Annotated in this window: 14 protein-coding genes and 1 riboswitch; of the genes, 9 read left to right on the forward strand and 5 right to left on the reverse strand. The window is 68.0% G+C overall.

From position 1 onward, the window contains the following. Positions 1–4: 4 nt before the first annotated feature. Entirely contained in the window at positions 5–463 is a 459-nt protein-coding gene (locus OVA13_RS14020) for a LuxR family transcriptional regulator (RefSeq protein WP_267793539.1), read from the reverse strand. A gap of 209 nt (positions 464–672) precedes the next feature. Between OVA13_RS14020 and OVA13_RS14025 the strand changes: the two genes are divergently transcribed. From OVA13_RS14025 to OVA13_RS14045, 5 genes are all read left to right on the forward strand, one after another. Then, positions 673–1,014 (forward strand): cupin domain-containing protein, encoded by a 342-nt coding sequence (locus OVA13_RS14025; RefSeq protein ID WP_267791083.1) that lies wholly within the window; start codon positions 673–675, stop codon positions 1,012–1,014. Between the two features lie 19 nt (positions 1,015–1,033). Continuing rightward, positions 1,034–1,528 (forward strand): DUF421 domain-containing protein, encoded by a 495-nt coding sequence (locus tag OVA13_RS14030; protein WP_267791084.1) that lies wholly within the window; start codon positions 1,034–1,036, stop codon positions 1,526–1,528. Between the two features lie 62 nt (positions 1,529–1,590). Then, positions 1,591–2,139, forward strand: coding sequence for a YdeI/OmpD-associated family protein (locus OVA13_RS14035; protein ID WP_267791085.1), 549 nt, complete (start codon positions 1,591–1,593; stop codon positions 2,137–2,139). Positions 2,140–2,336: 197 nt separating this feature from the next. Next, positions 2,337–2,942 carry a GTP cyclohydrolase I FolE gene (folE, locus tag OVA13_RS14040; RefSeq protein WP_267791086.1) on the forward strand — a complete coding sequence of 202 codons (606 nt, stop codon included), beginning with the start codon at positions 2,337–2,339 and terminating at the stop codon, positions 2,940–2,942. A gap of 143 nt (positions 2,943–3,085) precedes the next feature. After that, on the forward strand, positions 3,086–3,469 hold the full coding sequence (locus tag OVA13_RS14045; protein WP_267791087.1) for a YchJ family protein: 384 nt from the start codon (positions 3,086–3,088) through the stop codon (positions 3,467–3,469). A gap of 110 nt (positions 3,470–3,579) precedes the next feature. Here OVA13_RS14045 and OVA13_RS14050 read toward each other — a convergent pair whose 3' ends face one another. Continuing rightward, positions 3,580–4,905: a M20 family metallopeptidase gene (locus tag OVA13_RS14050; RefSeq protein ID WP_267791088.1), complete on the reverse strand. Its 1,326-nt coding sequence runs from the start codon at positions 4,903–4,905 to the stop codon at positions 3,580–3,582. A gap of 169 nt (positions 4,906–5,074) precedes the next feature. Here OVA13_RS14050 and OVA13_RS14055 point away from each other — a divergent pair, with 169 nt between their 5' ends. Beyond that, complete coding sequence (locus OVA13_RS14055; RefSeq protein WP_267791089.1) at positions 5,075–5,863, forward strand: TSUP family transporter; 789 nt, start codon at positions 5,075–5,077, stop codon at positions 5,861–5,863. A 201-nt stretch (positions 5,864–6,064) separates the two neighbouring features. Here OVA13_RS14055 and OVA13_RS14060 read toward each other — a convergent pair whose 3' ends face one another. Continuing rightward, a complete protein-coding gene (locus OVA13_RS14060) occupies positions 6,065–7,369 on the reverse strand; it encodes an amidohydrolase (protein ID WP_267791090.1) in 1,305 nt (434 codons plus the stop codon). A gap of 146 nt (positions 7,370–7,515) precedes the next feature. Between OVA13_RS14060 and OVA13_RS14065 the strand changes: the two genes are divergently transcribed. Further along, positions 7,516–8,856, forward strand: a complete 1,341-nt coding sequence (locus OVA13_RS14065; protein WP_267791091.1) for an APC family permease — start codon at positions 7,516–7,518, stop codon at positions 8,854–8,856. Between the two features lie 111 nt (positions 8,857–8,967). Here OVA13_RS14065 and purU read toward each other — a convergent pair whose 3' ends face one another. Further along, positions 8,968–9,819, reverse strand: a complete 852-nt coding sequence (gene purU / locus OVA13_RS14070; RefSeq protein WP_267791092.1) for a formyltetrahydrofolate deformylase — start codon at positions 9,817–9,819, stop codon at positions 8,968–8,970. A 200-nt stretch (positions 9,820–10,019) separates the two neighbouring features. Here purU and OVA13_RS14075 point away from each other — a divergent pair, with 200 nt between their 5' ends. Beyond that, the gene (locus OVA13_RS14075; protein WP_267791093.1) at positions 10,020–11,078 is read left to right on the forward strand and encodes a linear amide C-N hydrolase; all 1,059 of its coding nucleotides are present in this window, start codon (positions 10,020–10,022) and stop codon (positions 11,076–11,078) included. Here the strand turns inward: OVA13_RS14075 and OVA13_RS14080 are convergent, their stop codons facing one another. Further along, a complete protein-coding gene (locus OVA13_RS14080; RefSeq protein ID WP_267791094.1) occupies positions 11,079–12,338 on the reverse strand; it encodes a serine hydrolase domain-containing protein in 1,260 nt (419 codons plus the stop codon). A gap of 276 nt (positions 12,339–12,614) precedes the next feature. On the opposite strand from OVA13_RS14080, the gene OVA13_RS14085 reads away from it, so the two are divergent. Further along, positions 12,615–13,076 carry a hypothetical protein gene (locus OVA13_RS14085; protein WP_267791095.1) on the forward strand — a complete coding sequence of 154 codons (462 nt, stop codon included), beginning with the start codon at positions 12,615–12,617 and terminating at the stop codon, positions 13,074–13,076. 93 nt (positions 13,077–13,169) lie between these two features. Beyond that, a riboswitch (cobalamin riboswitch) is annotated at positions 13,170–13,407 on the forward strand. Positions 13,408–13,595: the final 188 nt, after the last annotated feature.

Raw genomic sequence — 13,595 nt, forward strand, 5'->3', positions numbered from 1 at the left:
CGCGTTACGGCAGCCGCGTGAACGTGGTCGTCTGCAGGAACGGGGTGCCGTCCTTGCGGAACGCCGCCTTGGTTTCGGTCAGCGTGCTGCCGTCTTCCGTCACCGAGTAGATGCGTGTCGAAGACGGCGTGCCCTGGTAGGCCAGCTGCAGCACCACCACGTTGGGCGCCGGCATCTTCGCCGTGCCCACGTCGGCCCAGTAGCTGCCGGTGATCCTGCCCGGCGTGCCGTCCAGCGCCAGCGTGGCGTCAGAATCCATCGTGCCGCCGTTCGGGTCGACGATCTCGATGTGGGTGCGCCATGTGCCGGCGTCGGGTTGTGCGAATTCCATCGTCACGCGCTGCGGGCGTGCTTCCGGTGGCATCGGCAGGGTGGCGACATCCAGCGACCAGCGACCCACCAGCGGCGACGCGGCGGGCGTCGCGGCCGTGGCGGGAGCGGCCTGCAGCACAAGGGCGGTCAGCAGCGCGACGAACATCGTCTTCATGGAACCTCCGTCTGAAAGGGACGCGGTAGCCGGGCAGGTGCGTGCCGGGTGCGAGGTGTCCTTATACCGCACGCCGTACGTGCGCCGTTCACCCGCGTGGCGCTGCGATGTGCGGGCGCGTTGACGATGCCTGCACGCATGGCAGCGGATGCTGGTGCGATGCAAGCACGCCTGCGAGACGTCCGATGAAATACCGCCACCTGCGCATGGGCATCGGCTTCCTGCCGCTGTTCGAGGCCAACGGCGTGCAGGCCGCACAGATGGTCATCCGGCCCGGCGGCAAGGAAGGCGGGCCGGACAACCGCCACCGCGGTGCGGACCAGTGGCTGTTCGTCGCGGCGGGCCAGGGCGTGGCCATCGTCGAAGGCACGCGCCGCCTGCTGAAACCCGGCAGCCTGCTGCTGATCGAACGCGGTGAGCGACACGAGATCCGCGCGACCGGACGCACGCCGCTGAAGACGGTCAATTTCTATTCACCACCCGCGTACACCGCAGGCGGCGACGAGAAGCCGGCCGGCAAACCCTGACAGACAACGAGGTGACGAGATGGAAAGCGTGGCGCGCAGCCTGTTCGAGCTGGGCATGCCGTGGTGGGAATTCGTGCTGCGCGCGGTCGCGGTGTACGTGGTGGTGCTGGTGCTGGTGCGCCTGAGCGGCAAGCGCACGGTGGGCCAGTTCACCCCGTTCGACCTGCTGGTGGTGGTGCTGCTGGGCACGGCCGTGCAGAACTCGCTGATCGGCGAAGACACTTCGCTGCTGGGCGGACTGATCCTGGCGGCGACGCTGCTGGCGCTCAACTGGAGCGTGGGCAAACTGTCGGCGCGCAGCCGGGGCTTCGACCGCGTGGTGGAGGGCAGGCCGGTGATCCTGGTGCGCCACGGCGAGCTGTTCCGCGACGAGCTGGCGCGGCAGTCGGTCAGCGAGCACGACTTCGCCATCGCACGCCGTTCCGCCGGCTACGCGACCCTGGCGGAGATCGAATTGGCGGTGCTGGAAACATCGGGGGAGATCAGCTTCATCGGCAGGAAGGGCGAGCACTGACGCCATCGCGGCGGCGTCCATTGGAAACGGCGCGATAACGGACTGGGTACTATCGTCCCGTCATGAGCCAAGCCACCCCCATCCGCTTCACCGCCACGCTGCGGCGCCCTGCCGAACCGAAGGGCGCGACGTGGTTGTTCCTGGTGCTGCCGAAGACGGCCAGCGGGAAACTGCCGGCGCGCAGCATGGTCACCGTGGACGGCACGCTGGCGGGCCAGGCGTTCCAGGCCACGCTGGAGCCCGATGGCGAAGGCAGCCACTGGTTGAAGGTGGAGAAGGCCGTGCACCAGGCGGCTGGAGTGGCGGCGGGCGACAGCGTCGAGCTGCAGGTCGCGCCGGTGGCGGAGGAACCCGAACCCTCCGTGCCGCCGGACGTCCGCAAGGCGCTTGCCGCGCGGCCGGATGCGAAAGCGGTGTGGGCCAGCCTGACGCCGGTGGCGCGACGCGACTGGATCCACTGGATCACCTCGGGCAAGAAGGCCGAAACACGGGTCAAGCGCATCGACACCGCCTGCGACAAGCTGGCCTCGGGGCAGCGCCGCGCGTGCTGCTTCGATCGATCCGGCATGTACAGCAAAGGCAACATGGGCCCGCCCGACGCGGCGGAGTAGCCATCGCGGCCGCACGCCGCCGCACCAGGCCATCGGCATCCGCCACCGGTTGCATCCGGAAAGCACCGTGCGCCGTATCCGGTCATGCCTGCGACGCCAGGCACCGCAAGCCTCTGTGGGTGTGTCCGGCAAGCCGCCCGCGGCAAGCGCGACAGCCCGATGGGTTACCATCCACGCCCCCCGAAGGAATCTTCGTGATGAGCACCTCCGACGACGACACCGGCAAGATCACCCAGGCCCAGGCGGAGGACGCCGTGCGCGTGCTGCTGCAATGGGCCGGCGAAGATCCGCAGCGCGAAGGCCTGCTAGACACGCCCAAGCGCGTGGCCAAGGCCTACCGCGACTGGTTCAGCGGCTACCAGATGGATCCGCGCGAATACCTGGCGCGCACGTTCGAGGAAGTCGCCGGCTACGACGAGATGATCGTGCTGCGCGACATCGAGTTCGAAAGCCATTGCGAACACCACATGGCGCCGATCATCGGCAAGGCGCACGTGGGCTACCTGCCCAACGGCAAGGTGGTGGGCATCAGCAAGCTGGCGCGCGTGGTGGATGTGTATGCGCGTCGCTTCCAGGTGCAGGAAAAACTGACCGCGCAGATCGCGCAGTGCATCCAGGACGTGCTGCATCCGAGGGGCGTGGCGGTGGTGATCGACGGCGCGCATGAATGCATGACCACGCGCGGCGTGCACAAGCGCGGCGTCAGCATGGTCACCAGCAAGATGCTGGGCGAGTTCCGCGAGGACGCCCGCACGCGCACCGAGTTCCTGCGCTTCATCGAGACCGGCAACGGGCGGCGTTGACGGCCGGGTGGTTGTAGGAGCGACGTGAGTCGCGACCGCATGGCGTCAGCGCACATCTGCTTTCCATACCCAGCGATGCCGACCTTCGTCTTGCCGGACGGTGCACGGTCGCGACTCACGTCGCTCCTACAAAGGGCGCCGCAATGAACCCCTGCCCCTGCGGCACCGGCCGCGACTACGCCGCCTGTTGCGGCCGCTACCACGCCGGTGAAGCCGCGCCGGATGCCGAAGCGCTGATGCGTTCACGCTACAGCGCGTTCGTGCTGCGCGATGCCGCTTACCTGCGCGCCAGCTGGCATCCGGACACCTGCCCGGCCGAGCTCGGGCTGGATGCGGACGGCGCGCCCACCACCACGTGGCTGGGGCTGACGGTGAAGCAGCACCGCGTCACCGGGCCGGATACCGCCGAAGTGGAATTCATCGCCCGCTACCGGGTCGGTGGCGGCAGCGCGGTGCGCCTGCACGAACGCAGCCGCTTCGTCCGCCTCGACGGACGCTGGCTGTATGTGGATGGCGAGCATCGTTGATCATCACCCGGGCCGTAGCCCGGGTAAGCACAGCGCACCCGGGGGCAGTGGAGACGTCGGTGCCGTGTTACCCGGATGTGTCCGTTGGCGTCATCCGTCCGGCGCGGTTTTCAGCCCTTGGGCTTGTCCAGGTAATCCAGCGTCACCTGCAGCAGGGCGCGCAGGCCCACGTCGAGCGAGGCTTCGTCGAGCATGAACTCTGGCGAGTGGTTGCTGGGCGCGGTGACCGGGTCGATGCCCTTGGACGTGCTGCCGACGAAGAAGAACATCGATGGCACTTCGCGCGCGTAGAACGAAAAGTCCTCCGCGCCCATCTGCAGGCCCGGGGTGATGACGTTGTCCGCGCCCACCGCGGCCTGCAGGCTGGGCAGCATGCGGGCGGTGAGTTCCGGGTTGTTGACGGTGACGGGGTTGCCGTCGTTGTCGGGCACGCTGGCTTCGACCTTCGCGCCGTGCGCGGCGCTGACGTGGGTGGCGACGTTCTTCAGGTCGGCGAAGATCTTCTGCCGCATGCCTTCGTCGAAGGTGCGGATGGTGCCGACCACTTCCACGTCGTCGGGAATGATGTTGTAGCGGATGCCGCCCTTGATGGCACCGAAGCTGACCACCGCCGGCAGCTTCGAGATGTCCGTCCGGCGGCTGACGATGGTCTGGGTGGTGCCGATCACGTCGGCCATCGCGACGATCGGGTCCACGCCGCCCCACGGCCGCGAGCCGTGCGTCTGCCGGCCGATGACCTTCAGCGTGAAGCTGTCCGAGGCCGCCATCAGCGGCCCCTGGCGCACGCCGATCTGGCCGACCGGGATCGACGAGAACACGTGCAGGCCGAACACCGCCTCGGGCTTGAAGTCCTTGAACACGCCTTCGGCCAGCATCTGCGAGGCACCGCCCTCTTCACCGGCCGGTGCGCCTTCCTCGGCGGGCTGGAACACCAGCAGTACTTCGCCCGGCAAGGTGTCCTGCATGCCGACCAGGGCCTTCGCCACGCCCAGCAGGATGCCGGTGTGCGCGTCGTGGCCGCAGGCGTGCATCACGCCGACGGTCTCGCCGCGGTAGGTGGAGGTGGCTTTCGATGCGAACGGCAGACTGTTGCGCTCGGTCACCGGCAGCGCGTCCATGTCGGCGCGCAGCGCGATGCGCGGGCCGGGCCTGCCGCCCTTGATCACCGCGGTGACGCCGTGCCGTGCGATGCCGGTGCGCGGCTGCAGGCCCAGCTTGCGCAGTTCCTCGGCGACGCGCCTGGCGGTCTGTTCCTCGCGGTTGGAGAGTTCCGGGTACTGGTGGAAGTGCCGGCGCCAGTCGATCACCTGCTGCTGCATGGCCTTGCCGGCGGCGACGACTTCCGGCCGTTGCGTGGGCGCAGCTTCCTGCGCGGCGGCGGGCAGTGCGCACGCGAGAGCGAGCAGGGAAACGGCAAGGGGGCGTGCGGTGCGCATCGGGTCGGACTCCAGGCGGGATGCACCGATGCTAACCGCAATGGCATGCGCGCGAATGTGCTGCGCGAGCGACAGTCCCTCCTACGGGAGCGCCGTGGCTTCTAGAATGTGCAGGCGTCGCACGTGCTGGTCTCCAGGCGGAAACGCATCCTCGCCGCCTGGAGTCCTCATGCCCGACCTCGCCCTGCAGGTACTCCTGCTGCTGTTCCTCGCCGCGATGCTGGCGGGCTTCATCGATGCCATCGCCGGTGGCGGCGGCATGGTCACCATCCCGGCGATGCTGCTGGCCGGCATCCCGCCGCTGCACGTGCTGGGCACCAACAAGCTGCAGTCGCTGTTCGGGTCGGCCTCCGCCAGCTGGGCCTACGCGCGCCATGGCCACGTGGATCTGAAAGGCCAGCTGCCGATGGCACTGACCGCCGCGCTCGGCGCGGTGGGCGGGGCGCTGCTGGCGACGATCATCCCGGTGGAGTGGCTGAAGCTGGCGTTGCCGTTCCTGCTGGTGGGCATTGCCATCTACTTCGGGCTGAAGCCGGACATCGGCCACGTGGACCGGCACCAGCGCATGCGCCCGCTGGTGTTCGGGCTGACCTTCGTGCCGGTGATCGGTTTCTACGACGGCGTGTTCGGTCCGGGCACGGGGTCGTTCCTGATGCTCGGCTTCGTGGCGCTGGCGGGCTTCGGCATCCTGAAGGCCACCGCGCACACCAAGTTCCTCAACTTCGGTTCCAACCTGGGCGCGTTCGCGGTGTTCGTGGCGTTCGGCGCGGTGCTGTGGAAGGTGGGACTGGTGATGGGCGCGGGGCAGTTCCTCGGCGCGCAGCTGGGCTCGCGCTTCGCGATGAAGCAGGGCGCCCGCATCATCAAGCCGCTGCTGGTCACCGTGTCGATCGCGCTGGCGATCCGCCTGCTGGCGGACCCGCAGCATCCGTTGCGGATGTGGGTGGCGTCTGTCTGAGCCCTTTGTAGGAGCGACGTAAGTCGCGACCGCACGGCTGGCGTCTACGGGGACGTGATGACAAGCGCCTCCATCGTCCAGGCGAATCATGGATTCCTGGATCGCGCGGTATTCATGCGGTCGCGACTTACGTCGCTCCTACAACGGCCCCGTCTGCATCACGGTATCGAACGTGCAGGTGGGCCGGGGCCCACCTCAATGCTACGGCGTACGCAGGTAATCCAGCGCCACCTGCAGCATCGCCTGGCTGCCGGTCTGCAGCGCCTGTTCGTCCAGCAGGAACTGCGGCGAGTGGTTGATCGGCGCGGTGGCCGGGTCGATGCCCTTCGAGGTCGCGCCGACGAAGAAATAGAAGCCCGGCACCGTGTTGGCGAACTGCGAAAAGTCCTCGGCCACCGTCACCAGTGGCATCTCCACCACGTTCGCCACGCCGACCGCCTTTTCCAGCGAAGGCCGCACGCGCTGGGTGAGCGCGGGCTGGTTGATGGTGGCCGGCGCGTTGTTGGCCACCTTCAGCTCGGCGCTGCCGCCGCTGGCATGGCTGTAGTCGTCGGCGATACGGCGGAAGCGTGCGATCACGTCCTCGCGCACGGCCGGGTCGAAGGTGCGCAGCGTGCCCACGAGTTTCGCTTCGTCCGGGATGATGTTGAAGCGCACGCCGGCCTGGAACTGGCCCGCCGTCAGCACCACCGGGCTGGTGGCGATGTTCACCTGCCGCGCGATCATGCTCTGCGTGCCCAGCAGGATCTGCGCGCCCAGGGTGATCGGGTCCACGCCGTCCCACGGACGCGAACCGTGCGTCTGCTTGCCTTTCACCACCAGCGACCACTCGTCTGCCGCCGCGAGCAGCGGTCCGCTGCGGTAGCCCACGCTGCCCACCGGCAGGCCGGCCCAGACGTGCAGGCCGAACACGGCATCGGGCGTGAAGTCCTTGAACACGCCCTCCTGCAGCATCAGCGCCGCGCCGAACACCTCTCCGGCCACCGGTGGACCTTCCTCGGCCGGCTGGAAGACGAACATCACTTCGCCCGCCAGTTCGTCCTTCGCGGCGACCAGCGCCTGCGCCACGCCCATCAGGATGGCGACGTGCGCATCGTGCCCGCAGGCATGCATCACGCCGACCGGCTGGCCGCGGTAGTCGGCCTTGACCTTCGAGGCGAACGGCAGGCCGGTCTGTTCGGTGACCGGCAGCGCGTCCATGTCGGCACGCAGCGCGATGCGCGGGCCGGGCTTCGCGCCCTTCAGCACGGCGACCACGCCGGTCTTGCCGACGCCGGTGCGGACCGTCAGGCCCAGCGAGCGCAGGTGGTCGGCGACGCGCTTGGCGGTGCGCACTTCCTGTTCGCCCAGTTCCGGATGCTGGTGCAGGTCGCGGCGCCAGGCGACCAGCTGCGGCTGCGCCTTCTGCAGCGCGGCCTGCGCGGTGGCGTGCTGGGCCTGCGCGGGCGCGACCAGTGCAAGCCCCAGCAGGGCGGCGGGCAGCAGCGGGGGCAGGATCCTGGGCATGGCGTGTTCCGGCAGGGGGGACCGCGATGCTAGCGCCTGTGCCGGCGCTGTCCAATGGCGAATCGGCATGATGCGATGCGCGCGCCGCGCTCGCTTTCGCGCCGGACGCATGGCAGGCTCGCCAATCCCTACGTACTGCCCTGCCCATGAGCCACGATCCCGCACGCCCGACCGCCACTCCCGCCCTGCAGGGCGATGCCGCGCTGCTGCGCGCGGTCGGCAGCCTGGCGCTGACCGCCGCGGTCATCAACATCATCGTGGGCGGTGGCATCTTCAAGATGCCGGCGGCGCTGTCGTCGCAGGTGGGTGCCGCGGCGCCGCTGGCGCTGGTGGCCGGCGCGCTGGTGATGGTGCCCATCGCGTTGTGCTTTGCCGCCATCGGCAGCCGTGCTTCCGCCACGGGGGGCCCGTACACCTACGTCAGCACGGTGTTCGGCACGCTGCCGGGTTTCCTGGCGGGCGCGCTGATGTGGATCTGCAACGTGGCGTCCAGTGCCGGCGTGGCGGCGGCGTTGTCGTTGCAGGTGGCCAGCCTGCTGCCGGTGTTCGCCGAACCGATGCCGCGTGCCGCCCTGCTGGTGGGCGTGTATGCGCTGATGTACGCGCTGAATGCGTTCGGCGTGAAGCTGGGTGCGCGCGCGATCACCGTGCTGGCCGCGCTGAAGCTGACGCCGCTGTTCCTGCTGGTGGCGGTGGGCGTGTTCTTCGTGGACTGGGGGCAGGTGAGCTTCCGCATCGGCGACGTGCCGTCGTGGACGGCGCTGGGGTCGGCGATGGTGATGGTGGTGTTCGCGTATTCGGGCATCGAGACCGCGCTGATTCCCGGGGGCGAACTGCGCGACCCGTCACGCAGCGTGCCGCGCGCCGCCACCGTGGCCATCCTGCTGGTGGTGCTGCTGTACCTGGGCCTGCAGATCGTCACGCAGGGCCTGCTGGGGCCGGCGCTGGCCACCAGCAGCGTGCCCATCGCCGACACCGCCGCGCGCCTGTGGTCGCCGGCACACGTACTGCTGCTGGCGACGGCGTGCATCTCGATGGCCGGCTTCCTGCTGGGCAACCTGCTGGGCTCGTCGCGGTTGCTGTTCGCGCTGGGTCGCGACGGTTACCTGCCGTCGGCCTGGGCGCGTGTCAGCGCCCGCCACCATGTCCCGCTGCTGGCCCTGGCCACGCACGCGGCGGTGGCGTTGACGCTGGCCATCGTGGGCAGCTTCGAGACGCTGGTGCTGATTTCCGGCGGCGCGGTGTGCCTGGTCTACGTGATGGTGTGCGTGGCGGCATGGCGGGCGCAGAAGATCGACCTGCGCGAACGCGGCGCGCCGTTCGTGCTGAAAGGTGGCCCGCTGGTTCCGCTGGTGGCAGTCGTCGGCATGCTGGCGATCCTGGCCACGCTGACGCAGCGCGAGTGGCTGGCCATCGGCGTGGCGGTCGCGGTGCTGGCGGTGGTGTATGCCGTGCTGGTGGGGCTGCGGCGGCGCGTCGGCGCCTGACTGGGGGCGTGGGAACCGCCTCTGTGGGAGCGACGCAAGTCGCGAGCTCTTCCTTGCGCCGAACCAGAAACATCGCGACTTACGTCGCTCCCACGGGAACCTGCAGGGCCGTCAGCGGAACACCACCGTCCGGTGCCCGTTGAGCAGGATGCGGTGTTCGACGTGGCGACGCACCGCGCGCGCCAGCACCAGCGATTCGACATCGCTGCCCATGCGCACCAGTTCCTTCGGCGTCATCGCGTGGTCCACGCGCGCGACGTCCTGTTCGATGATCGGACCTTCGTCCAGGTCGCGGGTCACGTAGTGCGCGGTGGCGCCGATGATCTTGACGCCGCGCTGGTGCGCCTGGTGGTACGGCTTGGCACCCTTGAAGCTGGGCAGGAAGCTGTGGTGGATGTTGATGGCGCGGCCGGCCAGGGCATCGCACAGGTCCGGTGACAGGATCTGCATGTAGCGCGCCAGCACCACCAGGTCGATCTCCTCGCGGTCCACCAGGTCGATGATCCGGCGTTCCTGCGCGATGCGGTTGCCCGACGACACCGGCAGGTGGTGGAACGGCACGCCGTAGGACTGCGCCAGCGGGGCGAAGTCCTCGTGGTTGGAGACGATGCAGGCGATCTGCACCGGCAGCTGCCGGCTGTGCACGCGGAACAGCAGGTCGTTGAGGCAGTGGCCCTGCCTGCTCACCAGCACCATCAGGCGGGCACGGTGGCGACCGTCGTGCAGCTGCCAGTCCATGCCGAACACTTCGGCCAGCGATTCGAAGCCCTCGTGCAGCACGTCGATTTCCGCCGGCCCCGGCACGTCGAAATGCACGCGCAGGAAGAAGCGCCCGGATTCCTCGTCGCCGAACTGCTGCGCGTCCAGGATGTTGCAGCCGGTCTCGTACAGCAGTTCGGTGACGCGATAGACGATGCCCGTGCGGTCCGGGCAGGACAGGGTGAGGATGTGGTCGTGACGCATGGGGGTCCTGGTCGGGGCGTGATGGCGACGCGCGGCCGCGAGGCGATCATCCACACGGGGAGTGATCGGACAAACGGCGCATCCGGGTCGCGGCGGACATGGCAGCATCCGGCGGCAACCCGGTACGCTGTTTAGCACACCCGGTCCCGCCCTGCGCCACCGGGCGACGCCGCACCATGCCACCTGCCCCGGAGGTCTCCATGCATCGTCGTATCTTCCGCAACGTCGCCACACTGCTCGCGCTGTTGCCGTCGCTGCTTGCTGTGCCGGCCGATGCCTGCACGCGGCTGGTCTACCTGGGTGCCAATGACGACGTCATCACCGCCCGCTCGATGGACTGGAAGAACGATGTGGCGACGAACCTGTGGATCTTCCCGCGCGGCATGCAGCGCAACGGCCAGGCCGGGCCGAACTCGATCACGTGGACATCGAAGTACGGCAGCGTCATCGCCACCGGCTACGAGGTCTCCACCACCGACGGCATGAACGAGGCCGGCCTGATGGCCAACGTGCTGTGGCTGGTGGAATCCGAATACCCCGCCTACGACGGGCGCGGCCCGGGCCTGAGCATCGCCGCGTGGGCGCAGTACGCGCTGGACAACTACGGCAGCGTGAAGGAAGCCGTCGACGCGCTGCGCAGGGAACCCTTCACCCTGGTGACCGACAAGGTGCCCGGCGAGGACCGGCTGGCCACGCTGCACCTGTCCCTGTCGGATGCCAGCGGCGACAGCGCCATCATCGAGTACATCGGCGGCAGGCAGGTGATCCACCACGGGCGCCAGTACCAGGTGATGACCAATTCGCCGGTGTTCGACCAGCAACTGGCGCTCAACGCGTACTGGAAGCAGATCGGTGGCACGGTGATGCTGCCGGGCACGAACCGCGCCTCGGACCGCTTCGCGCGCGCGTCGTTCTACGTCAACGCGATTCCCAAGAGCGAAGATCCGGTGAAAGCGCTGGCCAGTGTCTTCAGCGTGATCCGCAACGCGTCGGTGCCGTTCGGCATCAACACGCCGGAGGAGCCCAACATTTCCTCCACCCGCTGGCGCACGGTGGCCGACCACAAGCGCAAGCTGTACTTCTTCGAATCCGCATTGACGCCCAACACCTTCTGGGTGGACCTGAAGGGCGTGGACTTCTCGAAGGAGACCGGCAAGGTGCTGCGCCTGGACCTGGGCCCCGACCAGCGCAACGTGTTCGCCGGCAACGCGGTGAAGGACTTCAAACCGGCGGAGCCGTTCGTGTTCCTGGGCCTGTAGTCACAGGTCGAACGTCAGCAGGTCGTGGCCGGTGGCGGCGCGCACCACGCGCCGGTACAGCACGTTGCCACTGCCGGCGTTGGTCAGCACCACCAGCGCGCGCTGGCCGGCAAGATCGCCCAGCGCGAAGTTCTTGAAGATGCCGCCGTTGCTGCCGGAGTGGTAGAACACCGGGCCGCGCGGCGTGGCTTCCAGGTTCCAGCCCAGGCCCTTGTCCGTCCAACGGGCGGGCACGTCGATCTGCCTGGTCAGCATTGCGCGCCGCGTGGCGTCGGTGATCTGCCAGGATTCGCGTCGCGTGCGCACCATCAGCGCCATGAAGCGGGCGTAGTCCTGCGGCGTCGTGCGCAGGCTGGCCGCGGCATTGGCCAGGATGTCCCCGGGCCAGTTCACCAGGCCCTCCGGCGTGATGGCCTGCACGAGCGGCAGTGCGCGCGCGGCGTCTTCGTAGTGCCAGGCCGACAGCGGCTTGCCCCAGCGGTCGGCGATCACCTGCGCGGCGCTCCACTGTTCGCGCAGCATCTGCGGCGGCATGCCCGGTGCCTCGTCCTCGACGGCGCGATGGCCGTACACCGATCGCGCGGCGAGGTCGGCACTCCAGGTATAGCTGCTGTCGTGCATGCCCGCCGGACCGAACAGCAGGCGCTGCATCGACTGGTCGAGGCTCTCGCCGGTGAGGGTTTCCATCACCCGCTGCAGCCAGAAGATCGCCTCGCCGGAATAGTCGATCCGCGTGCCAGGCTTCACCGCCGGCACCAGCTTTTCGTTCGCCGGATCCTTGCGCCAGTTCGGCAGCCCGGTGGAATGCCGCAGCACGTCGCGTGCGGTGACCTGTTCGTTCCACGGATGCGCGGCCAGGTACTCCGGCCGGTGGTACTGCGCCAGCGGCTGGTCCAGGTCGATCACGCCCTGGTCGGCCAACTGCAGCACCGCGTACGCGAACACCGGCTTGCTGAGCGAGGCATCCTCGAACAGCGTCGTGTCGCTCACCGGCGCCCGCGTCCCAGCATTCGCGAGGCCGAGATTGCGCGACCACACCACCTCCCCGCGCTCGACCACCGCCATGCCGATCGCCGGCACGCGCAATGCCCGCATCAGGCGTGGCAGGTCGTCGAGGAAGTCGTCGGGGGGAATCCAGGTGTCCGCGTCGTCGCAGGCGGCGGCACGCGCCCGTTGCGGCCAGGCGACGCTTGCCAAGGTCGAGAGCGCGGCGGTCTTGAGCAAATACCGACGGGCTGGCGATTGCGGCGTGAGATTCATTCGGTCCTGCTCCGTCGATGGCCTCATAGAAGTGGACGGACGAAAAGCGAAAATCCCGCAGCCCCGGATCGATGTTCGCGGAATGCCGGTCGGAGAGACGCTTTGCGGTCTTCGTCCACACTGGTCCTGTCGCGCTGACAAGGTAAAGTGATTGCCTGACGGCTTATGAAGGCAGTTCGGCACTTCAACACAGCCAAATTGTCGTCGGCTGCGCATGTAATCCGCCGAGACCGGCAGTAAGTATGGATATACCACCAGCTTTGGAGGAGGATATTGATGAAGCCGAACGAAGTCGCGTTCTGGCGCGGCAACTTGCGAAGCTCCGCGCATGGCGTGCTGATCCTGTTTCTGGCGGCATGCGCGATGTTTTCCGATGTGGCGCAGGCAAGCTCGCCTCTCTATCGCAACTGGTCATATCTGAGCATAAGGTCGGATGCGATCTCGGTCGAAGTCATCACCGACAGCAAGATCAAGGAGATTCTTGAGCTTCGTGTCGAGCAAGATGGCAAGCCCGTATCCATCGGACGCGAGGTATACCAACGAGCCAATCATCCTCTGATCAATGAACTTCAGATCGAGGCATGTACAAGCACCCCCCAAGGCAGCTGCTCGATTCTCGTCATACCTTTCGTCGATCAGGAGGGTCCGGAGCGTGAAGCTCTCAAGGAATTGACGATCAGGCTCGTTGGCGGCCAAGTCATAGAGCACGCAATCAATCCGACAGTACGTGAGCCCTGATACGGGCTGTGCTCGCTCCTGCTAGAACCGTGGCGACACCGAAGAAGACGGGCCGGCGATGAGCGCCGCTTGACGCCCTGCCCTGCACCCGCGTACCTTTCGCACCGCCAAGGTTTCCATCGCTCTATCCCGATATAGCGATGGAATTAAAAGGGAAGCCGGTGCGGACAGTTCCATCGTCCCATTCCGGCGCTGCCCCGCAGCGGTATTTGGAAACGAACCTCGCCAACAGCACTGGCCCTCGCGGGCCGGGAAGCGGCGGGAAGTAGGCCCGCGCATTCCATGCGCCCGTCCATGAGCCCGAAGACCTGCCCTGGCCGGAAGACACGACCGTCTTCCGCCTGACCTGGAGCTTCCGAGGGGAGGTGGCCGGAGCCCGTGTCCGCGCGCGCCTGCCCGGATGCGTCCTCCTGCGCCCGACCACGGCACTCCGGCTCGCCCGAGGGGGCGAAGGTCGCTGGCGTGGCGGATCCGGTCCGGCGCGCGGTTCCTTCGTTCCTCATCCGCCACCGCATGAGG

It is taken from the genome of Pseudoxanthomonas sp. SL93 (genome assembly GCF_026625825.1).
Taxonomy (GTDB): domain Bacteria; phylum Pseudomonadota; class Gammaproteobacteria; order Xanthomonadales; family Xanthomonadaceae; genus Pseudoxanthomonas_A.